19 protein-coding genes and 2 pseudogenes are annotated in these 22,839 nt (G+C 69.3%); 9 read left to right on the forward strand and 12 right to left on the reverse strand.

From position 1 onward, the window contains the following. The first annotated feature begins 125 nt into the window (after positions 1-125). From ACF1A5_RS06020 to ACF1A5_RS06030, 3 genes are all read left to right on the forward strand, one after another. Positions 126-608 carry a winged helix-turn-helix domain-containing protein gene (locus ACF1A5_RS06020; protein WP_392191601.1) on the forward strand — a complete coding sequence of 161 codons (483 nt, stop codon included), beginning with the start codon at positions 126-128 and terminating at the stop codon, positions 606-608. 259 nt (positions 609-867) lie between these two features. Continuing rightward, positions 868-1,320 (forward strand): transposase, encoded by a 453-nt coding sequence (locus ACF1A5_RS06025; RefSeq protein WP_392191691.1) that lies wholly within the window; start codon positions 868-870, stop codon positions 1,318-1,320. A 201-nt stretch (positions 1,321-1,521) separates the two neighbouring features. After that, entirely contained in the window at positions 1,522-2,988 is a 1,467-nt protein-coding gene (locus tag ACF1A5_RS06030; RefSeq protein ID WP_392191602.1) for a membrane-associated oxidoreductase, read from the forward strand. 734 nt (positions 2,989-3,722) lie between these two features. Here the strand turns inward: ACF1A5_RS06030 and ACF1A5_RS06035 are convergent. The 3 genes from ACF1A5_RS06035 to ACF1A5_RS06045 form a co-directional block, all read right to left on the reverse strand. Further along, positions 3,723-4,658, reverse strand: coding sequence for an alpha/beta hydrolase family protein (locus tag ACF1A5_RS06035; RefSeq protein ID WP_392191603.1), 936 nt, complete (start codon positions 4,656-4,658; stop codon positions 3,723-3,725). A gap of 216 nt (positions 4,659-4,874) precedes the next feature. Further along, positions 4,875-5,528, reverse strand: a complete 654-nt coding sequence (locus tag ACF1A5_RS06040; RefSeq protein WP_392191604.1) for a TetR/AcrR family transcriptional regulator — start codon at positions 5,526-5,528, stop codon at positions 4,875-4,877. 415 nt (positions 5,529-5,943) lie between these two features. Then, on the reverse strand, positions 5,944-6,942 hold the full coding sequence (locus tag ACF1A5_RS06045; protein WP_392191605.1) for an ArsR/SmtB family transcription factor: 999 nt from the start codon (positions 6,940-6,942) through the stop codon (positions 5,944-5,946). A gap of 165 nt (positions 6,943-7,107) precedes the next feature. Between ACF1A5_RS06045 and ACF1A5_RS06050 the strand changes: the two genes are divergently transcribed. Then, on the forward strand, positions 7,108-7,638 hold the full coding sequence (locus ACF1A5_RS06050; RefSeq protein ID WP_392191606.1) for a peptidoglycan-binding protein: 531 nt from the start codon (positions 7,108-7,110) through the stop codon (positions 7,636-7,638). A gap of 448 nt (positions 7,639-8,086) precedes the next feature. Here the strand turns inward: ACF1A5_RS06050 and ACF1A5_RS06055 are convergent, their stop codons facing one another. From ACF1A5_RS06055 to ACF1A5_RS06065, 3 genes and pseudogenes are all read right to left on the reverse strand, one after another. Then, entirely contained in the window at positions 8,087-8,635 is a 549-nt protein-coding gene (locus ACF1A5_RS06055) for a transposase (RefSeq protein WP_392191607.1), read from the reverse strand. Further along, complete coding sequence (locus ACF1A5_RS06060; protein WP_392191608.1) at positions 8,632-9,171, reverse strand: winged helix-turn-helix domain-containing protein; 540 nt, start codon at positions 9,169-9,171, stop codon at positions 8,632-8,634. Before ACF1A5_RS06060 ends, ACF1A5_RS06055 begins: the two co-directional genes overlap by 4 nt. Before the next feature lie 295 nt (positions 9,172-9,466). Then, positions 9,467-10,116: pseudogene (locus ACF1A5_RS06065) on the reverse strand (transcriptional regulator); the annotation flags it as partial. Between the two features lie 815 nt (positions 10,117-10,931). Between ACF1A5_RS06065 and ACF1A5_RS06070 the strand changes: the two are divergent. Beyond that, positions 10,932-11,261: a hypothetical protein gene (locus ACF1A5_RS06070; protein WP_392191609.1), complete on the forward strand. Its 330-nt coding sequence runs from the start codon at positions 10,932-10,934 to the stop codon at positions 11,259-11,261. Between the two features lie 16 nt (positions 11,262-11,277). Here the strand turns inward: ACF1A5_RS06070 and ACF1A5_RS06075 are convergent. After that, positions 11,278-12,045 (reverse strand): annotated as a pseudogene (locus ACF1A5_RS06075) (transposase family protein). A gap of 214 nt (positions 12,046-12,259) precedes the next feature. Continuing rightward, positions 12,260-13,096 carry an NAD(P)H-binding protein gene (locus ACF1A5_RS06080; protein ID WP_392191610.1) on the reverse strand — a complete coding sequence of 279 codons (837 nt, stop codon included), beginning with the start codon at positions 13,094-13,096 and terminating at the stop codon, positions 12,260-12,262. 82 nt (positions 13,097-13,178) lie between these two features. On the opposite strand from ACF1A5_RS06080, the gene ACF1A5_RS06085 reads away from it, so the two are divergent. Next, positions 13,179-14,138, forward strand: a complete 960-nt coding sequence (locus ACF1A5_RS06085; protein WP_392191611.1) for an AraC family transcriptional regulator — start codon at positions 13,179-13,181, stop codon at positions 14,136-14,138. Positions 14,139-14,521: 383 nt separating this feature from the next. Here the strand turns inward: ACF1A5_RS06085 and ACF1A5_RS06090 are convergent, their stop codons facing one another. Continuing rightward, entirely contained in the window at positions 14,522-14,689 is a 168-nt protein-coding gene (locus ACF1A5_RS06090; RefSeq protein WP_392191612.1) for a hypothetical protein, read from the reverse strand. A 140-nt stretch (positions 14,690-14,829) separates the two neighbouring features. Beyond that, positions 14,830-15,162, reverse strand: coding sequence for a DUF1524 domain-containing protein (locus ACF1A5_RS06095; protein ID WP_392191613.1), 333 nt, complete (start codon positions 15,160-15,162; stop codon positions 14,830-14,832). Between the two features lie 374 nt (positions 15,163-15,536). Here ACF1A5_RS06095 and ACF1A5_RS06100 point away from each other — a divergent pair, with 374 nt between their 5' ends. From ACF1A5_RS06100 to ACF1A5_RS06110, 3 genes are read left to right on the forward strand one after another with little or no spacing between them, the layout of a single operon-like run. Beyond that, positions 15,537-16,277, forward strand: coding sequence for a sigma-70 family RNA polymerase sigma factor (locus ACF1A5_RS06100; RefSeq protein ID WP_392191614.1), 741 nt, complete (start codon positions 15,537-15,539; stop codon positions 16,275-16,277). A gap of 35 nt (positions 16,278-16,312) precedes the next feature. Beyond that, the gene (locus tag ACF1A5_RS06105) at positions 16,313-16,927 is read left to right on the forward strand and encodes a hypothetical protein (protein WP_392191615.1); all 615 of its coding nucleotides are present in this window, start codon (positions 16,313-16,315) and stop codon (positions 16,925-16,927) included. After that, entirely contained in the window at positions 16,927-20,070 is a 3,144-nt protein-coding gene (locus ACF1A5_RS06110) for a CHAT domain-containing protein (protein ID WP_392191616.1), read from the forward strand. The genes ACF1A5_RS06105 and ACF1A5_RS06110 overlap by 1 nt, the downstream gene beginning before the upstream one ends. 191 nt (positions 20,071-20,261) lie before the next feature. Here the strand turns inward: ACF1A5_RS06110 and dctA are convergent, their stop codons facing one another. Both dctA and ACF1A5_RS06120 read right to left on the reverse strand, forming a co-directional pair. Then, a complete protein-coding gene (dctA, locus tag ACF1A5_RS06115; RefSeq protein ID WP_392191617.1) occupies positions 20,262-21,677 on the reverse strand; it encodes a C4-dicarboxylate transporter DctA in 1,416 nt (471 codons plus the stop codon). Continuing rightward, the gene (locus ACF1A5_RS06120) at positions 21,674-22,792 is read right to left on the reverse strand and encodes a PrpF domain-containing protein (RefSeq protein ID WP_392191618.1); all 1,119 of its coding nucleotides are present in this window, start codon (positions 22,790-22,792) and stop codon (positions 21,674-21,676) included. Before ACF1A5_RS06120 ends, dctA begins: the two co-directional genes overlap by 4 nt. Between the last annotated feature and the right edge of the window lie 47 nt (positions 22,793-22,839).

Genomic DNA, 22,839 nt, shown 5'->3' on the forward strand with positions numbered 1-22,839 from the left:
GGGCGGGCCCCGCTGCGGCAGGGCACCAATCACTGGGGGGAAGCGCAGATGGATGTGAGCTCGGTGCTCGGCGGCGTAGGCCGGGTGGCGGCACGGCCGGGGTGGGCCGGCTCCTGTGGGAGGCGATGACCGCGCCGACCACAGGCGCGGAGGACGATGCCCGGGACGAGATCGGCAGGCTCGCGGAGAAGATCGAAGACGAGGTCCCGGAGGAGCTGCGGGACGGGCGTGGCGTCTGGTCCCGCAGGCGCTGTACGCGGTCGCCGCCCGGCGGGGCCCGCTGCAAGCTCGATGCGGGACAACTCCGTCTCCTGGAAGCCGTGTTGGACGCCGGTCCTGCTGCTTCCGGCTGGTCCGACCAGTGCTGGACGTGGTCGGGGATCGCCGAGATCGTGCGTCGCCGGTTGGGTGTGGAATACACCCTGGCCGGGCTGGACCTTCTGCTGCACCGCATCGGCTGGAGCGCGCAGGTGCCCTCCCGCAAGGTCACCGAGCGGGACGAGGCGAAGATCGCCGCTGGGAAGGACGAGCAGTGGCCTGTCGTAAGAAGACGGCGGCGGACTTGGGTGCCTGGCTCTGCTTCGAGGACGAAGCCGGCCAGGGTCTGAGGCCGCCCAAGGGCCGCACCTGGGGTTCACCAGGGCCGCACTCCGGTGGTGCGCGTCACCGCCCAGGGCACCAAACGTGTCTCGATGGCAGCGCTGATCTGTACCGAAGCCGGCCACCGGCCGCGGCTGATCTACCGCATCCACCTCGACCGCCCCTGCCAAAGAGCGGCACAAGGGCTTCACCGGGACCGACTACGCCCGCCTGCGGGATGCCGCGCACCAGCAGCTCGGCGGGCCGATAGTTCTGGGCTGGGACAATCTGAACACGCACGCCAGCCGCACCATGTCCGGGCTGATCGCCGCCCGATTATGGCTGACCGTCTACGAGTTGCCGCCGTACGCTCCCGAGCTCAACCCCGTCGAGGGTGTGTGGTCAGACACCCAGCGGCTGATCCGCGAGACCGCCGGGCACTTGCGTGAGCAGATCGCCCAGCTCACCGAGCAACTCGCCACGGCCGAGAAGACCTTGGAACGTCTGGAGATCACCCGCGAGACCGTCCTGGAACTGGCCGGCAAGGCTGGTCTCCCGTTGCCCGAGCCGCTCCCGCCCGGATACCGGGACATCCTGGCCGCCTTCGAAAAGGCTGACGGCGCGCTCCGGGCGAAGGACGTCTGTCAGGCACTGGGCACACGGACGGAGCCCCGTCACGTCGAAGGTATCCGGGCCAAGCTGAAACGCCTGGTCAGCCGTGACATCCTCACCGAACCCTAACCCGGCCTCTTCACCCTGGCGCAGCTTGCTCGCCCCGCCCCACAGCCCGCCTCAACCTAACAGTCAGCGACTCGCAGTCGATGAGGTAGGGGTCGGGCTCGGCGAGGGCTGGCGGAGCGCGGCGGCACCGAAGTTCTCGGACAGCATGGCGTGCTCCGCACGGCAGTTGACAGCTCGAAGCCAGCACGTCAGAGTCCCGGCGTGAGCGAGACCAACGATCTTTCGCCGGCCGAGGTGCGGGTATGGCAGGCCTTTCCGCGAGGCGAGTCCGTGGACTTCCGCGCGGCCGAGAACGAGGATCCGGCGCTGGGCAACGCCTGGGGTGCCGAGCGGACCGTACGGGCGAGTGTCCTGCGGGTGCTGCTGCTCAAGGCTCCGCAGGAGGAGGGGGAGATCGCCGCGCTGAAGATCACGGGGGCGCGGATCACCGGCGTACTGGACCTGAAGTACGCCACGATCGACGCCGCCGTCCGGCTGAGTCACTGCCACTTCGACGGCGCTCCCGACCTGTACGGTGCGCAGCTACGCCAGCTCAACCTGAGCAAGTCCGTTCTGCCGGGCCTGACCTCGGCGACCTTGCGGGTCGAGGGGGTGCTGCGGATGACGGACTGCCGTATGCGGGGGCCGGTGCGCCTCGGCGGGGCACGGATCTCCGGGGCGCTGTTCATGGAGCGGGCGGAGCTCACGGCGCCGGACGACTCCGAGCCGGTGCTGCAGCTCAACCAGGCCGCGATCGGCGACGACTTGTGGGCGCCAGAGGTGCGCGCACACGGACAGGTACGGCTCACTGGCGCCTCCATCGCCGGACGGATCAACGTTCAGGACGCCGAGTTCAACAAGCCCGATGGCACCGCGCTGGACGCCCAGAACCTCAACGTGGGAGCCCATATACGGGCACGATGCGTACGTGCGCAGGGCCGGATCGAGCTCCGAGGCTCGCGCATATCGGGCCGTCTCGACCTGCTCCACGCCCACCTGTCGCATCCGGGCGACACAGCACTGCGGGCGAGCAGTTGTGTCATCGGTGAACTCTGGCTGCGCGGGGGCGACCGCATCGACGGTGCCCTGAATCTGCGCCGCTCTCAAATAGAGATCCTGACCCTTGAACCGGAGATGTTGCCGGACCAGGTGTATCTCAGCAATCTCACGTACACCGCACTCACTCCGCACGAGCCCGCCGAGCGCCGCCTTCCCATGCTGGAGCGGGACGGCGACCGGTATGAGCCATACACCTACGAGCAGTTGACCGCGGCCTACCGCCACATCGGTGACGACGACGCGGCCCGGCTCGTCCAGCTCGCCAAGCAGCGCCGCCGGCGCACCACGCTCGCCTGGTACGGACGGCTGTGGGGGTACGTCCAGGACGTCACCGTCGGCTACGGCTTCCGCCCGTTGCGCGCGGCTGTCTGGCTGCTGTCCCTCATGACCATCGGATCGATCGCATACGGCTTGGACCACCCACGCCCCATCAAGGCGGACGAGGCCCCCCACTTCAACCCCGTCTTCTACACTCTCGACCTGCTCCTGCCGATCATCAACTTCGGCCAGGAGCCAGCGTTCGCCCCTGACGGATGGCACCAGTGGCTGTCGTACGCCCTGATCATCACCGGCTGGATCCTGGCGACGACGATCGTCGCGGGGGTGACCCGTACGGTCAGTCGCCAATGACCCCTTCTAGAAACCGCGAAAACCTCGCAGAACGCCCTCTTGGGGTTCATCCGGACACTGGCATGCTTTCCAAGTCTGTTGGTGAATGGGCGGGGACCCTTAAGCCCGTTCACCTATGTCTGCTCGGATATGGCAGTGCTGGGCGGTCGCTGCCGTTGGCGGGGCCGGCGGAGGGCCTGGTGGACCGGCCTCTGTGAGGCCTTTACGCTGAGGGCCAGACGACTTGTCGCGGTGGCGGTCGCCCTGAGGGGCGGCCGCCACCGCTTTGCACGGGACGGTTGCGTCAGTCGCTTCACCTACCCTGCCAGCGGGATGCCCGCAGGGGGGCGACCGCAGCCGACCGGCCGGGTCGAACATCCGCTGCACGGGCTCTGCCACGTCGTGGGTGACCTGCCGGGCGTGTCCTGTCCCGGACGACTGGTGAGGCCCTGATCTGCGGTGCCTGCGGTTGTCTGGGACGGGCTGGTGTTCGGTGTCCCAGTCAACCGTAGGCGGTGGGATGTTCACCCGCGGAACCGGGCCGGTAGGCGCCGTGGAGTCGGTCGCGCCGTGCCGGCTGCCGTGGGGCGGGGGAGCAGAGGTCGCTCTTTGTGGCTTGTGGGGCGAGTGGGTAGGTGTCGGTCTCACGGATGGGTTGCTGAGAGCGGATCTGGTGCAGCTCGAAGTGCAGGCCGCTCGCTCCGTTCAGCAGGCAGGGGCACTGCTGAATTCGCCGCCGTCGCGCGCCGGACCGTTCAGGGCTTGGCGGAGTACACGACTCCGGCCAGGTTCTGGGCTGCCGGGCCCCACACTTGGTCGTACAGGGAGGGGTCGACGCCGAGCGTGTTCAGCAGCCACGCGGTCGTGACGCCGTAGGTGAGTTTCAGCTGGGCGGCGCGGGTGATGGTTCCGCTGTCGCAGCCGATGCCGGAGCTGTCCTCGAATCCGCAGTGGAACCCACCGGTGATGACGCGCAGTTGAGTGGCGGGCGGCTTGGCGTCGTACATCTTCTGCTGGTTGTCGGCGACGCCGGCGATGCTGTCGGCGCTGCCGCCGACGTACTGGACGGGGATGCTCAGCGCGCTGGAGGCAGCGACGGCCGAGGGGTTGGTCTCCGCCGCCGCGAGGGTGGAGACGGACTTGACGGCCGCGTTCCGGCTCGCGGCGAGCAGGGCCGCGCCACCGCCCATGGAGTGTCCCGAGACGGCGAGCCGGTCGGTGCTGACCGCGCCTGCGAACCGTGAGCCGGTGGTGCTGTTCTGGGTGGTGAGCCAGGTGAGTGCGGCGTTCAGATCGTCGGCGAACGCCAAGTGGCTGGGGAAGAGACCGCTCTGGGACTTGGGTGCGACGGTGATGATGCCCCAGGAGGCGTAGTGCTTGAGCAGGCTCTCGTAGCGGGTGATGGCTTGGAAGAAGCCGTGTCCGAAGGCGAGGCCGGGGTGGGAGCCGGCGGCGACCGGCGCGTTCGCCCCGGTTGTCGTGCCGGGGTACCAGACCCGTGCGCTGAAGGAGCGGCCCGAGGCGGAGACGGTGAGGTCGGTGTAGGCGGCGGGGAACGGCCCCGTGGTGGAGGGGTCCGCCGCCCGGGCCGGGGCGGCTGCCTGCGAGGCGTGGGCGGCGGGTGCGAGGGCGAAGGCGGCTGCCGCGCACAGCAGCAGCGCGGTCAGGGACCGCAGGAGTGTACGGAACACGAGATCACCTTTTCTGCGCGGGGATGAAGCAGTGATGTCTGGTGGTACGTCTCCGTGCTGTCCGGGTGTGTTGGGACTTTGAGGCCGAAGGCCCCTTTGCCGCGGGCCCACCCGTGAGCCCGAGCGGTGTTAAGGGGAAAGCTCACCGGGCTGAGAAGCGCGCCGGAGCCGGACCGGAACCCGTACCGGTGATGACGATGTCGCGGTCGCGTTCCGTCATGGCTCGTCCCGCGCTTTGAAACCAGCGAGCAGCGGGATGACGAGACGTTCGAGATTCCCGCGCCGGACCTGGGGGCCGACTCCGGTGAGCTGCACGGGGCTGTTTGGTGTCGGGACGTGCGCGACGAGAGCCAGGTACGGCAGGAGCACCAGAAGGAGTGACAGCAGCGCGTCCAGGTCGGCGTCCTTGCGCAGGTCGCCGGCGTCGACGGCCCGTTGGAGGAGAGGGCGGAGACCGGCCAGGTACATGGCGGTCACGGGTCGCCTGACCGCGTCGCGGACCGCGGGGTCCATCTCCATGTTGGTGGCGGCGGCCACCCCCCGCTCGAGCGGCTGTCCGGCGAAGTACTCGAGCCAGGCCTCCAGCGCGTCGACGAGGTGGGTGGCGAAGTCGCCGGTGCCGTCGTAGCCGCCGAGCCAGGGCTGCATGTACGCGTAGACACGCAGCGAGGTCTGCTCCGCCACGTAGGAGAAGAGGTCCAGCTTGCCCGAGAAGTACTGGAACAGGGAGCCCTTGGCGACCCCCGCTTCACGGGCGATGACGTTCAGGCTGCCCGTGGAGTAGCCATGGGTGCCGAACTCGTCCATCGCCGCGACCAGGACCCGCTCGCGGCGGGCGGGCGACAGCCGGCTCCAGGTGGGAGTGGGCATGGACACTCCTTCATGTGACCGGACGGTCATGTGACCACCCGGTCATAGTGTAGGTGTGCTCGTCGCAAGTCAACGTGTCCGACAGGTATGGCTGTTACTGGCTCCGGGTCGAGAAGTCGTCGCTCGTCGCCGGCTTCCTCGGTGGGGGAGATGTGCGAGCTGCTCCTCGGGCGCGTGGGGGTGGCGGCCGGCCCAGAGGTTGTTCTGCGACGGGGATGAAGGCGGTGGTGATCTGTACCGAGTCCGTGTCCCGCACCGTATTTCCGCCCACGGACAACGGTCCCTGGCTCGGGGACGGCGACACGCCGATGCTGGTTTTGAAAGGCTCCTCGACCGGTTCGCCCTTTGCGACATCGACGTCCAGCCGCTGCGCCAGGTGATGAGTCTGCCTTCCGAGGGCGGGGTGGTGGCCTGTCTACTGGCGGGCTGTCAGTCGGGATCCTTCGGGGGTTCGGCGGTAGAGCACTGATCGGCCGGATCGGGTGCGGGTGACGAGGCCGGCGCGGTGTAGGACGCCGAGGTGGTAGGAGACGGTGGCGGGGCTGAGGAAGTGACGTGCCGCCAGTTGGGTGGTGGAGGCGGGTTGTGTCAGTGCGGCGAGGAGCCCGGCGCGGGAGGGGCCGAGTAGCTGGGCCATCTCGGTGGAGGGGATTGCTGGGGCGATGGTGTGGGTGGCGGTGCTGTTGCGCACCGGGTAGACGAGGATTGGGGGCCGGTCTCCGTCACGTGTGGGGTCGACTGCCACACTCGGCGCGGGTGCGATGAGTGATGGCACGAGGATCACCAGGGGCGCGGGCAGTGCGATCTGGAACCGGCTCTCGACGCGCACTGTGCCGTTGGCCCACCGGATGTCGGGGTGTAGGGAGTTGAAGAGCCTGGCTGCCCCGTGGCGGGCCAGCACGCCGGCACATCGGTCGACCTCCGCGTCGAGGGCGCTTCTGGCGGCTTCCCAGTGGGGGGCGAAGGCCAGTTCCCAGTAGCGTCGCATCTCATCGGTCATCTGCCGGGCCACGTACGCGCCGCCCCGTCTCATGGCCTGTTTCACCCCCGCCGGCAGTTGGGTACCGGCGAGGCCGTTGCGCGGCCGCCCCTCGCGCAGCGCTTCCAGCTCGCTGAGGACTCGCTCGGGTGGGGTGCAGCGTATCCGCTCCAGCTCCTCCTCGATCGTGGGGGAGGGCCCGCAGGGGTGCGGGCTGAGGAAGTCGGGCACGTATCCGCCCCTGTCCAGGGCCAGTTCGCACAGCAGTGGCAGCCGGGCCCGGTGCAGCACCCGCCGTGCGCGAGCGACCCACGGATCAGCATCCGGGGTCGGTCGCAGACCCCAGGGCAGCAGCGTTGCGACGACTTCGTGCAACGGCGAGATGGCGAAGCGGGAGCGGGCTAGCCCGGTGGCCTCCATGGTGAGCTCGATCATGCCTCTCCCGCTGTCTGATCGTGCCGGCCCCGCGGCCGTTCACGTCGAACCTGTTCGAATCGTGGCACGGAATGTCGCGGTGGCGGGCCTGGTCAGCACAGGCTGGTGGCGCGCGCTTCGACAGCCGTGACCGTTCCGGGCACGAGCCCCAATCAAGGAGGATTCATGAATTTCCGCCCCAAGCGGATCAAGCTGGCTGCTGGCACGATCGGCGCACTGACTGCTGCCGTCCTTGCTGTGAGCACCTCGCCGGCTGCCGCGAGCGGGACCTACAGCGGTCGTGCCTACGTCTACGGGGCAGGTGCCTTCAGCGACGACTGGGGCGATGAAGGCATCTTGTCGACCAGCACGAACACGTACTCCAACGCTACATGCCTGTGGCAGAAAATCCTGTGGGCGGACGGCTTCCTCGGCTCGCGCGCGGACGTCGACGGCATCTTTGGAACCGGCACCAGGGACGCGACCCGGGCATGGCAGCGGTCCCGCGGACTGTCCGATGACGGAGTGGTCGGCAAGGACACCTTCGCGGTAGCGGACGGGCGGCTGAGGGACTGGGACGGCAACGGTGCCCTTGACACCTATGACGGCGAGCCGTGGAACTTCAGCGTCTGGCGTGACAGTGAAGGCCGGTACGGCTTCAACGACGGCTACGACAACAAACGGCTCGCCGGCTACGACTACCGGACCTGTAGCTGACGTCGCCCACTGCGCATCCCCGCTCTGTTCGTCGAGCGCCGGGGGGACGCACCCCCCGGCGCCCGCGAAGGGATCGGTGTCGACGGCGGACACGTCATGATCGGGGCCCTGGCTGGCCACGGCCCACGCCACGCCCAGCTCCGGCCGGCTCCCGGCCGAGCGGTGGCGCTTGCCGGGCACACGCTCCGCGAGTACGGGATGGATCCCGCCCGCCAGGGCACTCTGCCTCTGGGCCCGCAGACTCGGCCGAGGGCGGGGTGTTTGCCCTGATGCTGGGCTGCCTGGGCCTCAACGGACTGATGGGCGCGGCCAGGGACAGGGACCCCTTCGATCTGCTGCTTGCTGTCGGACTCGGGTGGGCGGCTGTCGGGGTGTGGAGGAGCGCACGGCGTTGAGTACCAGCGTGCCCACCCTGAGACGGTGGGGGCGGGCACTCTGCCACGATCGGTTACTGACTTTGTTGGCGTGGTGTCGTCATGGTGAGGCCTGTTTCGGCGAGGCATCCGTTGATGAGGTTGCTGCGGTACTGGATGTGGCGGAGACCGTGTCGGAGTGTGCTGATGAGGTGGTCTGGGTCGGTGAAGGCGGTGTTGACCTGGCTGCCGCGTCGCAGCAGGGACCAGATACCCTCGACAGGGTTGAAGTCGGGTACGTAGGCCGGCAGGAAGTAGCAGGTGATCCAGTCGTGGGTGTCGATGAACTCCCGCAGTCGACGGTCCTTGTGGACGTTGAGGTTGTCCCACACGAGCACGATGGGTGCGCCGAGCTGCTGGTGCGCGGCGATGAGCAGGTCGCGGTAATCGGTCCAGGTGAAACTGCGTCTGCCGCCGCGTTTGTGATCGACGTGCCGCTTGGGTCGGTAGATCAGCCGTGAGCGGTCACCCTGCTTGTAGCAGGCCAGAGCGGCAATGGAGAAGCGGCGCTGGGAGCGTCCCCGTACCCGGATGACGGGTGTGTGTCCGCGCTTGGCCCAGGTCCGTGCGGTGGGCGGCGTCATCGAGAAGCCGGCCTCGTCTTCGAAGCACAGCCAGGCGTCGAGCGCCGCCAGGGACCTTCCACCTGCGGCCAGGTCTCCTTCACCCAGCCCGCCACGGCCCCCTCGTTGCGCTCGATGGCGCGGCGGGCCGGGACCTGGTGGCTGAAGCCGTGCCGGTGCAGCATCTGCGCGATCGCCGACAGCGTCATGCTCTTGTGGAACCGGCGCCCGATCAGCGTCTTGATCCGCGCCAGCGTCCACGTCTGGTCCGGCCAGCCATGCGCGACCGGCCCCTTCGCGCCCTCCTGCTCGAGCACGGCGAACAGGGCCTCACTCAGCTTGGGCCGTGAGACGGGCCCGGCAGACCGCAGCCCCTCCGCGCCGGCGTCACGCCAGGCCCGGCGCCAGCGCTGCACCGAGCGCACACTCACCCGTAAGTCCTTGGCGACCTCGACGTTGGAGGCACCCACAGCGAATCGCTCCGCGGCCTCCAGCCGGATCCGCTCGCGAAACGCCTGCCGTTCAGGCGTCAGCCCACCGCCCTGCGGATATCTCACACAACCGGCATACCGCGACGATCACACCTCGTCAGCCCCCAACGACATCACGCCGCAAAGGTCAGTAGCTGCTGGAGACACCGGTGATGCCGACACGGCCGACGTCGCGGGCGAACGCAACGCACGCGGCTGGCTGGTGCCCCCGCCCACCGCCTCGGCGACGGCGCCTGCTCACCCCGGCGTGCAGCACGCCGTCACCGGCGCGAAGCCCGGCTCGGGTACCGCTGCTGGGCGGCTGACGGCCGCAGCGGTAGTCGGCTTACTCCCCTGCGCCGCTGAACAACGTCAACGACAAGGTCACCGCCCCTGCGCCACTGACGACCACGCCCGGCCCCCGCGCGCGCTGGGCGGGCTCGAGCTGTGCGGCGTGGCCCCAGGCGTGGTCGTCGAGGGCGTGTCACGAGGGGATGCACAGCTGCACGCACTGCCGACGGCCGCCCCGGGGCGGGGACGGTCGATCCGCGCCCAGGCCCGAACCCCCGCTTGGCGAGCTGCCAGTCGGCACGCTGGAGATGCTTGAGGACCTTGTGCCCCGTCAGCCGCCCGGCGCGCCGCTCCGCTTCGGACAGAGCAGCGGCAGGCCGTAGCGTTCGCACGCCGCCTCAGTGAGGACCAGCAGCGGGTCGGTGTCCTTCCCACAGCCGTGCAGCCTGTCCGCCCCGAGCTGCGCCTCGGTCAGCGTCCATTCCACCAGCGCGGGCAGGGACTTGGCCGGGACATCCAGGATCACGCACCGCCGATGCCGTAGCCGGTGACCTGCCGGTCGGCGTCGGCGTCCAGGACGAGCAGGGGACCGTGCGCGTACGCGCCGCAGGGCGCAGGCGTGTGGGCCGGGGCGGCCTTCGGCGCGGCGGGACGGCGCGAGGTCTGCGACGGCCGGGCGTCCCGCGCCGGACGCGGTGCGGCGGCCGGTGCGGGACCGGCCACGGGCGCGCCGGCCGGCTGTCGCCCGCTCGGCCACCGATTCCATGCCGAGGGCCTCACGGACTACCTGGCATTTCTCGGAGTCGCCGCCGTTCTGTGCAGCTACAGGCGAGTCCTCCGCCCCACCACATAGGGAACGGTCTTGAGCACACCAGGCATTCTGGGCAAGATGAACAGCTCAGCGTATCGGTTCCACTCCGGAGCGTGAACATGGTCACGCGGTGATTCCTTGCAAATACAAATCTCAGAAGGAGAGCATAAGGAAGCTCACAGAAGACATACAGAAGCATCCGGCAGCGAAAAGAGAAGACGTGCGCGCTACGTATTTCAGCAGGTCCACCGCGACGTTCATCGCGGCAGCGGGGGCCGCTATCCTGCTAACCGCATCTATACCCGCGAATGCATCCACCGAGGTGCCCGCAGCAGCCACGGCGAGCGCGTCAAACCCCTGCAAGTCGCAGCACTACTCGAAGGTCGCCTATACCTTCTACATCGGCCCGAGCAAGATGCCTCTGCGCTGCGGAACGAAAACTTGGGGCTACAACCACATAGTTGAGCGTGGACGCTGGAGCACCAGCTTCAAGAACAAGATCAGCGACACCCTCTTCAACGGTACGAGAGGACCCCCGGGGTGTACTACCGATACAAGGTGGGCACTGGTTGCTCCTCGAAGCCGCCGAGGAAGAACTTCAAGGTGGTCGTCAACAAGGGCCCCCTTGGAGGGATGCCGGGCGGTCTGACGCCCCAGGGGATCATTACGGCCACGGTAGAGTACACAACCCCGGCCGTAGCTGCAGCGTCAGCGAGTGCAGAGGCAAAGTGCTGAGAGGACCCATATGGCCACCCCGGAGCAAGTAAGGGAAGCACTCGCCCAAAGACTTTCAGGACTGCAGAGCGAGGGAGGAGGAACCTCTCTTGAAGTCCTTGCGGTGAAGGTGACGTCTGTCTTCCCTAAATTGCTTCTGGAAATCCAGGTCAGCGTCTCAGGGCAACTCTGGGAAGTCTCACTTGACTACCAGGGTCATGAAGCGAGTCTGGTGAGCGGAGACCTCTCCCAAGAGAGCCTGAATTACCTCGGGATGCTTGTGCGAACCCACCTGTTCGAGTGGTGGCACACAAAGGACACAGAGAAGTTCTCAGCGCGCATGGGGAAAAGACTGGACTGAGAGTGAGGCTTTTTCATCATCGGTCTGAGCTGGCCAAATGCAGGGTGAGGACGGCCTGGACGAGGCAGGTGATCCGGGTGGTCGAGCACCGGAGCTTGCGAAGGAGCCGCCACGACTTGGGGGCGGCCATGGCCTGCTCGACGAGGGCGCGGATTTTGGCGTGGGACCGGTTGACCGCCTGCTGACCGGTGGAAGGGGTCTCCCAGCGCCCCCAGCGCGGGGTTCGGACGGTGCCGCCGGCACCCCCGTAGCCCTTGTCAGCCCAGCACGTGATGTCGGCCTCGGCGGGGGCGTCGACGATGCCGTGTTCGCGGGCCGCGCGGACGTCGTGGACGGCTCCGGGCAGGGCCGGTGAGGCCCACAACCGCCGGCCGAAGGGATCGGCGAGGACCTGCACGTTCATCCCGTGCCTCTTGTGCTTGCCCGAGTAGTAGGGCCGGTCCGCGGCGATCCGTTCGATCGGCGGCAGGGTCCCGTCCAGCAGCACGAACGCCTTCGACGATGCTGTCCGGACCGTCTCCGTAAAGGTCGGCGCGAGAGCGGCCAAGGCTTCGACGGCGTCGGTGATGTACCGGTATGCGGTAGTGGTCCCGATGCCGAACCCGCCGCGAGCTGGGCATACGGGTGGCCGTTGCGGAGAAAGGGCAGGAGCGAGCGGGGCCTGCCGGCCGACACTCAGGCGCCGCCGGCGGGTGCCGAGCTCCTGGCGGCGCTGACGGAGCTTGGCGGACTGGAAGCGCAGGGCAGAACCGGACACGTCGACGCCCGACGGGTAGACAAGCACACGACGCCTCCGGTGGAGACGGATTTCCTGGTCGAAAACCCATCTACCAGGGGCTTCACCTGCCTGTCAGCCCAACTGCCTGTCCAGCCCGACAGGTTGGAAAGAGCTCAGTGGCCGTTTCCCGTTCGCTCCGGGGGCCGGCGCAAGATCGCGAAGTCACGCCGGAGTGCTGGCGTCGCCACCGCCGCTGGGCGGGCCCGTGTGGCCCGTCGGGTCAGCTCCAGCGGCCTGCGGCGGCGGCCTCGACGACGTAGTCCTCGAACGATCGGGGCTGTCGGCCGAGTGCCCGCTCCACACCGTCGGAGACGCCCGCGCCCCGGCCGTCGCGGATGTCCACGAGCAGGCCGGTGAGCAGACGAGCGACGTCGGCAGGCACGCCTTCGGCGACCATGCGGTCCGCGAAGGCGTCGGGGTCGATGTCGAGGTGACGGACCGTCCGGCCGGTGGCGGCGGCGATCAGGTCGGTCGCCTCGCCGAAGCCGATGGCCCGCGGGCCGGTCAGCTGGTAGGTGTGTCCGCTGTGGCGGTCCTCGGTCAGCGCCGCGGCGGCGACCTCGGCGATGTCCTCGGCGTCGACGAACGGCGTGCACCCGTCACCGGTGGGCAGGGCAAGGCTTCCGGCCAGGACGCCCGACAGCCAGAAGGACTCGCTGAAGTTTTGTGCAAACCAATCGGGTTGCAGGATGGTCCAGTCGACGCAGGAGTCGCGGACGGCCAGTTCGGCGGCCTTGAGCGGGTGGCCGTCGTCGGCCCGGCCGACGCCGTGGGCGGAGAGCAGCACCAGGCGCCGCACGCCAGCGGCGACCGCGTCGGCCACCAAGCGCGGGATGCGCGCCTGCCGGTCCACGCCGGACTGCAGGTTCGGCTCCACAAGGTAGACGGCGGCGGCGCCGTCGAGGGCGGGCGCCCACGTCGCCGGGTCGTCCAGGTCGAAGTGGACGTCGCCGCCGGTGCGGGACGCCGTGCGGACCGGCCGGCCCTCGGCCAGCAGGCGGCGGACGATGCGGCGGCCGGTCTTGCCAGTACCGCCGAGGACAAGGATGTTCTTCATGCCCTCCAGACAACCCCCGTGCAGGAAGACGATCCATGGGAGATCCTCGTCAATCCCTTTGTGATCGTCTAGCGTGGTCGGCATGGATGTCCTGAGCGAACTGCTGCACCGGGCCCGCGCCAGGAACGCACAGATCCGGCGGCTGATCCAGCGGCCACCATGGTCGATGACCTTCGCCGACGCGCCTTCGCTCACGGTCGTGGCCACCCTCGGCGGCCACGCGTCAGTCCGGCTCGACGACCACCCGCAGTCCAAGCCGGTGCGGTTGGCCGCCGGGGACATCGCCCTCATCAGCAGCACCAACCGGTACACGATCGCCGACGCCCCGGACACCCCGCCACAGGTGGTGATCCGCGGCGGAAAGAAACACGTCATCGACAGCGGGACGGCGGCCCGGCAGAACCTGGGGCCCCGCACGTACGGTGACGGACTGCCCGGTGCCACCACCCTCCTCCGGGGTGCCTACGAACTCCGAGGCGACGTGGGCGAGCGCCTGCTGGACATGCTCCCGTCGCTGGCTGTCGTGCCCGCCGGGCCGCGCACTCGGGCGGCGCTGGACCTGCTCGCCGCCGAGGTAGCCCACGACGAGCCCGGTCAGGACGCCGTCCTGAACCGGCTGCTGGACCTCGTACTGGTGCTGGCTCTGCGCGCCTGGTGCGCCCGGCCGCAGACCCAACTCCCCTCCTGGTACCAGGCACTGGCCACCCCGTACGTCGGCGACGCGCTACGCCTGCTGCACGAGGCCCCGGCGCATCGATGGACGGTCGCCGAACTGGCCGCGCATGTCGGCCAGTCACGGGCCGCCTTCGCCGCGCGCTTCACCCGCGTGGTCGGCGAGCCGCCGCTCACATACCTCACCGGCTGGCGGATGGCCCTGGCGGCGGATCTGCTGCGCGACACGGAGGAGACCGTCGCCGCGGTGGCGCGCGAGGTGGGGTACGAGGACGCGTTCGCGTTCAGTGTGGCGTTCAAGCGGGCGCGCGGGGTCAGCCCGTCGAACTGGCGGCGGCAGCTGCGATCGGGATGGCCGGTCAGGTCATGACGGATGATCGTATGGGCCGGCGAGCTATCGTCAAGTGCTGTCCACGGGGCGAACGGCATCGGCCCCTTCTGCAGCAGCCCAGGCCGCCACTGCCAGGTGCGGTCCCGGCCGCTCGCGCTGTGGGCCCGGCCGGTCCGTGGTGAGGCGGGTCCCGGGCTGGACTACCTGCCCCAGTGGTTCCTGCCCCGGGCCGCGGCGTCGCCGGCGAGCAGCGCCGAACGCGGCCACCTCGGCGAAGTCCATGGTGAAGCGCAGCCGCCCGGTTCTTGCGGGCGATTACCGTGGCGCCCGGCCCGGCTGCTGGACTGGGCGAGGTGATGCCAGCGTGCTCGCCGGCACCGGCAACGCGTGAGCGGCCGCCAAGCGGGTGCTGAGGAGGAGAACTACGGCAGCACGTCGGCTCGCGCGTACGGGGCGGCGCCCTCGCAGGGTCCCACGGTCACCATGGTGCGCTGGGTGCGTGCCCGGGGCGGCCGCGCGGCGTCGGTGGCGTACACGTCGCGGTCCGCGAAGGGTGTGATGCGGATCCGCTGCGGAAGGCGGACCTCCACGTCCGCTTACCTGGAGGCGTCCGCGTCGTCGACATGTCCAGGGGCATTGCGCAGCACTTCGCGCCCACGACGACGTAGAAGTCGCCGAGGTGTCGGGGAGGGCGTGTGTATGGGGCGTGGTGGTGTTTTCGGTTCGGCTTCTACAGGTCCCATTCGTCGGCGAGCAGGCCGAGGAGGTGTTGCTGCCACTTGTGGAGCAGTTGCGGGGTCCATTGCGGGTGGTGCAGTACTTGGCTGGTCAGGGCGAACGTGGACACGCGGTGTCTGCCGGTGAAGCACTTGACCTTCTTGTCGGCGAAGTCGTAGTTCTGGGCGTAGGAGTTCTTCGTCCGGTTGCGCAGGATCAAGTTGGCCAGGCTCCGGTATGGCCCTGACCTGGTTGACGTACGGGATCTTGCCAGGTCTTCGCGCTCAGCGGCCGGACGGTGAGCAGGGCGGAGGTATCGCTTGTCGCCCTTGTTGGGCACGGGCACCTTTTCCGCATGCCGGTTGGGCTTGGGGGCTTTGGGCGGCGGTGGTCCTGCGGTGGGGCCGGCCCGCCCGGGCGGGTGGGTGGGTGGGTGGCTCGAGCCTGCAGCGTCCCGCGTACACCAGCACTGCGCCCTCCACGCCTGGAGGTCTTCACTCTGGGCGATGACCTCACCCGCGGTCCTCGGCAGTCTGCCGCCGGGGCCGGGGCCGGGGCCGGGGCCGGGGCCGGGGCCGGGGGTGGGGGTGGGTCAGGGACGGCCGGAAGCCGGGCTGCCCGGTCGCGGCCCGGTCGTGCCTGGGCCGCGGGGGGTTGCACGGGGAGGCGGGTTCTGTGCTCTTCCTGATGTCCGCGCATCAGCGAGGGTGGGGAGAGGGGATGCCAGCAGAGACGGATGGCACTTCGTCTGAGGGACAGGCGCCGCATGGGGTCGTTGTCGTGGTCGCGGTGGTGAACGCCATCTTGGGAGGCGTCGGGGGGTTGTATGCGGCCACGCATTCGACCGTGCTGACGGCGGCGGGAGGGGCGTTCGCCGTGGTGTTGGCCGGCCTGTGCGCGTATCTGCACTCCGCTCGTGGGGAATCGGGCACCGCGATTGCACGCCGAAAGGACCAGGACGCTCTTACTTCCAGTGACGAAGGAGCGATGCCGGTGGAAGGTCAGGAATCCTATGAGGCGTTCTTCAGTGAGCAGTACGCGTCGCTGGTGGGCCTGCTGATCCGGTGCGGCGCGCCGCCATGTGAAGCTGACGACGCCGCAGCCGAGGCCATGTCGATCGTTTTCGAGAAGTGGGAGGTGATCGGCAATCCCCGCGCATACGCGAGCACCACGGCGCTCCGTCTGATCCGGCGCAACAGTCGTGAGGTGCCGGTTGAGGCGCATCAGTTGGATCGTGAGCTGCGGTCCCGGCTCGGCGACGGCATGGAGGCTCGTCTTGTCGCTGATCTGCTGCCCCGGTTGCCGCCACAACAGCGGGTGGTGGTGGCGCTGTTCTGCGACGGTTACACGCCGGCCGAGATCGCCGAACTGTTGGACAAGCCGGTCGCCACCGTCCGGTCGAACCTTCGGCACGGGCGCAGCAGTCTGCGGCAGTGGATCGACGAAGAAGACCTCGGCTGAACTGCCGAACGGGACCGGGAAGGGGAAGATCCGACATGAACGACAACGAACACCGTAGCAGTGAGCACGGGAACGCCATCCGCCGTGCGAGCGGCGACGACGAGGCCTTCGACCGGATGCTGCGGCGGGGTGCCGCGCACATGGACCAGGCGCTGGAGGGCATGCTCGACGTCCAGGGCCGACTGCAACAGGTCAAGGCCGGTGCGTTCGCAGCCCGCTCGCCGGTCCGGGATGCGGACCTGGAACGGGCGGTGGCCGTCTGGCGCACCGAACTGGCAGCGGCGGTGCGTGGCACGGACAGCACGATCCACCCCGTCACCGACAGCACGTTCTTCACGGTAGTGACCGGTCGGCACCGCCGCGGTGTCGAGCCCTGGCCCGAGATGCAGGTGAGCCGGTCCGACGGCTCCCCTCAGCAGCCGTCGCTGGTCACATTGATCCTTTGCATGCCCGCCTACGACGTGCAGCGAGTGGCGATCACCGCCCTGGTGAGCAGCTCCCGGTGGACTAAGACGGTGGAGCTCCTTCCCGCGCGCCAAGGAACCACCGGCGAACCCGATGACGTCGTGGAACTGCGCGGGACGCTGGAAGTCGACAGCGATCAGGCGGCATGCACCGACCTGCACGTCGAGTTGCGCGCCGAACACTGATGACCACCAGCACGGGTCCCCAGGCCAACGGCGCCGCCTGGGAGCAGACGGCGGCGGACCTGGCCGGCCGGGCAGAGACGGACGAGACGGCGCTGAACCTCCTGGCCGAAGTCTGTCTGGCCGGCTGCCGGCTGATGCCGGAGCATGCGCTGGGTGGGCGGCCCGGCGGATTGCCTCCGGGCCGACCGGCACCCGCCGTTCTCACCGGCGCCGCACAGGTACTGCTCCGTGCGGCGAGGGCCCGTCCGGGGCGCCAGGCGCGCTATCAGGAAGCAGTCGCTCTCCTGTCGATCGAAGGCCGATGGGACGTATCGGCGGCTGACCCCGGCCTCGGTCTACGGGCACACGCCGAGCGCTGCGAGCAGGCGACAGCGATCGCACGCGAGCTGGCGGACGACGTCCTGCTGGCGATGTGCCTGTACTACCTGGGCAAGGCAGAGCGCCGGCTGACCCGCTGGCAGCGGGCGCTGACCCGGCTGGAGGAGGCGACCGCTACGGCCGTACGGCTTCTTGCGCACCCCGGCACCCACCGGGGCGCCTTCGGCGCGGCCGGCGACACTCCGCCCCCGTGGGCCGAACCGATGGACGTGCAACAGCGGATGATCGCCTGCCGTTCCCTGAAAGAGACCGGCTCCGTCGCCGCCGTGCTGGGGGACCTGGACCGCTGGAAAGCCAGTACACGGCGGATGGTCGAACTGGCTGAGCCGCTCGTCGAGGCCAGACCGACCATGCCCGCCGAGGCGTTGAGCAAGGCCGCCGGGCTGGCCCGCCACCTCGGCGATCGCGACGAGTTCCGGCGGATCGAACGCAGGCTTCGGCTGTGGGCCGAGGAGAGTGGCTCCAACCGAGCCACCCGTGGCTGGCTGGCGGTGGCTGCTGACAATGCTGCCCACCTGCACGACTACGGCCGCGCCTACGAACTCCACCTACCGCGGATGCGAGCGTGCGGCGAGGGCCTGAACGTCACGCCGCCGCCAGGCGCGGCGCCCCACGCGTACCTGCCGCTGGCGGACGCGCTGGAGGACCGCGGGATGCGGGCGCGACAGATCGCGCTGGGCAACGCCGCATACGACGCGGCTCTGGCCCTGTGGCGTTCGCGGCGGACTGCGCAGAGCGAGGAAGCACGCGAGGAGGCCGGCCAGTGGCTGGACGTCGCCGCCAAAGCTTGGGAGAAGGAGGGCCACAACGGGCTCCTCGTCATCCGCCTCACCCGCGCGCGTCTGCTGGTCGACGCGGCGGCCTTCGACCCGGAGCAGGTCACCGGCATCGCGCTGGACGTCAGCAAGGAAGGGCTGATCGCCGGGTCCCGGGCGAACGCCGCCGGCATGGCCGCTCTATGGTGCCGGCCCGGGGACGAGCGGGTGCGGGAACGTTTGAACGAACTCATCGATGCCGCCACTCCGCACCAGCGGGGAAGCGGACTCCTCTACCGCGCCCGGTGGTACCGCCGACTGGCCGAACACCTGGAACACGTCGATGCGCCGGCCGACGAGACCGCCCGCGCCTGGCGTCGTGCGGAGCAGGACGCGCTTGCCGCCGCCCAGGCGCTGGAGGTCAACGGCGTACTGGTCAATGCCAAGTTGATCGTCGAGGCCTGGACCATCGCGGCCGCGTCCTGCGGACGCACGGGCCAGGCCGCAGCCGACCTTACCGAAGCAGAGCGACTGCACCGCATGCTCCAGGTGATCCGCGGTGTCACCGAGCTGCTGATCACGTCCTCCCACGCCGAGGACCGGATCCGGCTAGTCAAAGAGCACGGCCGGATCTTCTCCGCCGCGGCCGAACTCGCCGTCGGGCGAGGAGACACCCTCGCCGCTGACCTGATCATGGAGGCCGTACGGCGCGACCGTGTGGGTCTGCTGCTCAGCGAACTGACCATCCGCGACGACGTGGCAGAAGCGATCCGGTCCGCCGCCGAGAGGATCATCGCAGCCAACAACGCCGCCCCCACCCTTCCTCGCCCCTCGGAAGACGGACAGGTCAGCAACGAGCAGCGCGATCGCACCCTCGGCAACATCGCCGACCGCATCCACGACAACCGCATCGAAAGCATCCGGCAAGCCGACCACATCCTCGGCGTCCTAAGTTCCATGGCCGACGGACACGGCCTGTCCCACGTCACCGCCGCCGAAGTCCTCGCACTGCACCGTCCCGGCACCGAGGCCGCGATCCTCCAACTCTGCCCGGAGGGCACCGGGCTACTCGCAGACGGCCCACGATCCCGGCGCCTGTACCGCAGACTGACCTGGCGACACCCCGACGGCCGGATCAGCGAGCACCTGGACGCGGTGACCACGGTGGACAACCTCACCCGGATGCAGACCGGCGACGTGCGCTACTGGCCGCAGCTGAGCCGCCTCACCACCCACCTGCTGCCGGAAGCCCTGCTCCATCGACTACGTGAGGGCACACAGCCGCTGCGGCTGCTCCTGGTACCTTCCGGCCTGTTCGACCTCGCCTTCGACGCACTGCCGGTGGACGACAACCGCTACCTGATCGACGTGGCAGTCCTCAGTGTTCACACCTCCCTGACCACCATGGCCCACCTGCTCAGGAAATCGCCCCCCTCCGGCCGACAGGGCACCGTCGCCATCTACGACACCACCGCACTGTCCCACGCGCAGGCCGAACTCGCCTCCCTACGCACCCACCTGCAGCCCGTGTACACCCTGCAGGAGCGGCGAGAGGTCTTCGACCGACTGCGAGAAGGACAGCCCGCCTACCGCATACTGGCGATGGCCGTACACGGCTACGACGACAAGGACGGCTGGGGGCAGATCAAACAACTGCCCGACCGATCGGTCTTCACCGCGGCTCAGGCGATGGCACTGTCGTATCCCGCACTCTGTGTACTGGCCTCCTGCCACAGCAACATCCGGCTCAGGGACAACCTGGAACTGGCGGGATTCCCCCTCGCCCTCTTCGCCCGCGGCGCCACCACTGTCCTTGGCAGCCTCTTCGCCATCGACGACCGCGCCACCAGCGAAATCATGCAGCTGTACTGGCGTCGCCTTGCCGAGGGCGTCGACCCCGTCCGCGCCCTGCGAGACGCCCGACTCCAGTGGCTCGCCGAAGATCCGGACCGCCGCCCCGCCCTGAGACTCTGGGCCGGAATGACGGTGCTGGGCGGCGCGCATGTGTAGGGCGCTGAGAACCTCCCGCCGGCCCCTGCCGGCTTCGACGCGGTGCGGTCCAGTGGGCCGAAGGTGTATGTGGTGGACTTCATCGCGCCCGTCGAGCTCCTGATCAGCCCGGACGGCGAGTACGACGTCCTGTTGAGACGTGGGTGGGCCGGCCAGGAGCGTCTGCTCCGGGCCGGCCCACCCACGCGATATCAGCTTGTGGCGGAGACCGGGTCGCGAGTCGGTTCGGGCATCGCCTCGGGTGCGGGCATCTGCTGCGGACCGGGCTTGGTTGTCACCGCAGAAGGAGCGGGGACAGGGGCGTAGGGAATCTCGCCGCGCAGGACGGCCCTGGCACGGTCCTCGTCCAGTTCGCCCTCCCACCGGGCGACAGCCAAAGTGGCGACGCCGTTGCCGACCAGGCTGGTCAGGGCGCGGGCTTCGGACATGAACCGGTCGACACCGAAGATCAGCGCGAGGGCGGCGACCGGGACGTGCGGGACGGCGCTGAGGGTGGCGGCCAGGGCGATGAAGCCGGAGCCGGTGACGCCTGCGGCGCCCTTGGAGGTGAGCAGCATGACGGCGAGCATGGCCAGCTGCTGAGTGAGGCTGAGGTCGATGCCGAGGGCCTGGGCGAGGAAGACCGAGCCCATGGTCAGGTAGATGGCGGTGCCGTCGAGGTTGAAGGAGTACCCGGCGGGCAGCGTGATGCCGACGACCGGTTTCGAGGCGCCTGCGTGCTGGAGCTTGGCCATCATGCGCGGCAGGACGGGCTCGGTGGAAGAGGTGCCCAGGACGATCAGCAGTTCTTCCTTGATGTAGCGCAGGAAGGGCAGCAGCCGCAGTCCGTTCAGGCGCATCACGGTACCGAGGACGACCAGGACGAAGAAGAGGGCGGTCAGCCAGAACGAGCCGACCAGCAGCGCCAGGTGGCGCAGGGTGCCCAGGCCGTAGTTGCCGATGGTGAAGGCCATCGAGCCGAACGCGCCGATGGGGGCCAGCCGCATGATCCAGCGGATGAGCGTGAACAGGACCGTGGAGAACTTCTCGACGCCCCGGGCGATGCCCAGACCGGCCTCCCCGCTGGCGTGCAGGCCGAAGCCGAACAGCACCGACACCAGCAGCACCGGCAGGATCTCGTTGCCGGTCAGAGCGCTGACCAGGGTGGCCGGGATGATGGCGAGGACGAACTCGGCGAAGCCCTCATGGGCCGCGGTCGCCTCCGGCGGCAGGCCCTTGGGGGACAGGGTCGAGAGGTCGACGTGCAGACCGCTGCCCGGCTTGACGACGTTGACGACGACCAGGCCGATCACCATGGCCACCGTGGTCAGCACCTCGAAGTAGACCAGAGCCCTCAGGCTCACGCGGCCGACCGCGCGGGCGTTGCCCATGGAGGCGATGCCGTGGACGACCGTACAGAAGATGATCGGCGCGATGAACATCTTCACCAGTGCGATGAAGCCGTCGCCGAGCGGCTTGAGGTCAGCGCCGACGGACGGCCATAGCCCGCCCACGGCGGCGCCGAGGAGAACGGCGATCAGGCACTGGATGTAGAGGTGGGACAGCATCCGGCGGATACGGCCCGGTGGTGCGGTGACGGTACCCGGGGCGGCGTCGTTGCGGCTCATGCGGGGCGTCCTTCCAGGACGGGAACGAGGAGTTCGGCTCGGGCGATACGCCGGGCGGCGCGGTGCAGCAGCACCGTGGGGGACGCGCCGTCCGGTGCGGGAACGGCTTGGGTGGTGACCACGCCGGCGGGGGTGCCCAGGCGCAGCGTGCCGTCGGCGGTCTGCCGGGCGACGCGGTGGGCGAGGGTGCCAGGGGTGGCGGCGGCCGTGGCCAGGGCCACGGCGGAGGTCAGGCCGATCGCCGGGTGCGGGGCGTGCATGGAGACCATGCGCACGGCCAAGTCGTACTCGTCCTGGTTGACGAGTGTGCCCTGTGTGGTGCGGTAGGGGGCAGGCCGGGCGACGATGCCCACCTTCGGCAACGCGTGGCTGACCGGACCGTCCTCGCGGGCCAGGCCCATGGCCAGCGCTGCATGGCGGCGCAGCAGTGTCAGCGCGGGCACTGCGGTGGCGAACGCGCTGAGGGATTCCGTGCCATCGAGGCCGAACGCCTTGGCCTCGAACAGCGCGGCCGGCGCGCCGGCGTCCACCAGGGATGCCTCGACGGGACCGTCCGGGCCGGTCAGCTCGTCCAGTGCCCGGCCGGTCGGCAGAGCGCGGCCGGTCGTCGCTCCCGCCGGGTCCTGGAACCCGAGCAGGACCGGCACGCCCGGCGCCGAGGTTCCCGGCACCACGGCCGTGCCCTCCTCAGGGGCCACGCCCGTGGGGGTGGGGATCGTGCCGGTGAGACGTGCGCCGGTGTTGACGTTGAGCATGCGGACGGTGGTGGTGTCCGAGGCGATCGGCACGAGCTTGTGGTGGACGGCGTACAGGGCCACGGCGGTGGCGCAGTTGCCGCAGTTGCTGGCCCACTCCACGCGCTCGTCGCCGATTCCGACCTGTGCGAAGGCGTACTCGACATCCGCGCCGGCCTGGGCGGACGCCTGTACGACGGCGGCCTTGGAGGTGGTGGAGGAAGCACCGCCCACGCCGTCGATCTGGCGGGGGTCGGCGGCGTTGAAGGCGGCGAGCAGGAGGGCATCGACGTCCACGCCCGTGGCGGCCACGTCGCGATGGTCGAAGATCCAGCATTTGCTGGTTCCTCCGCGGATCATCTCGCCCTGCAGACGCAGCACAACTGACTCCTCACAGCCGTGGAAGGGGAAGCCCACCGACGGTCTCG

Origin of the sequence: Streptomyces sp. NPDC014864 (assembly GCF_043081525.1) — a bacterium.
Lineage (GTDB): Bacteria > Actinomycetota > Actinomycetes > Streptomycetales > Streptomycetaceae > Streptomyces.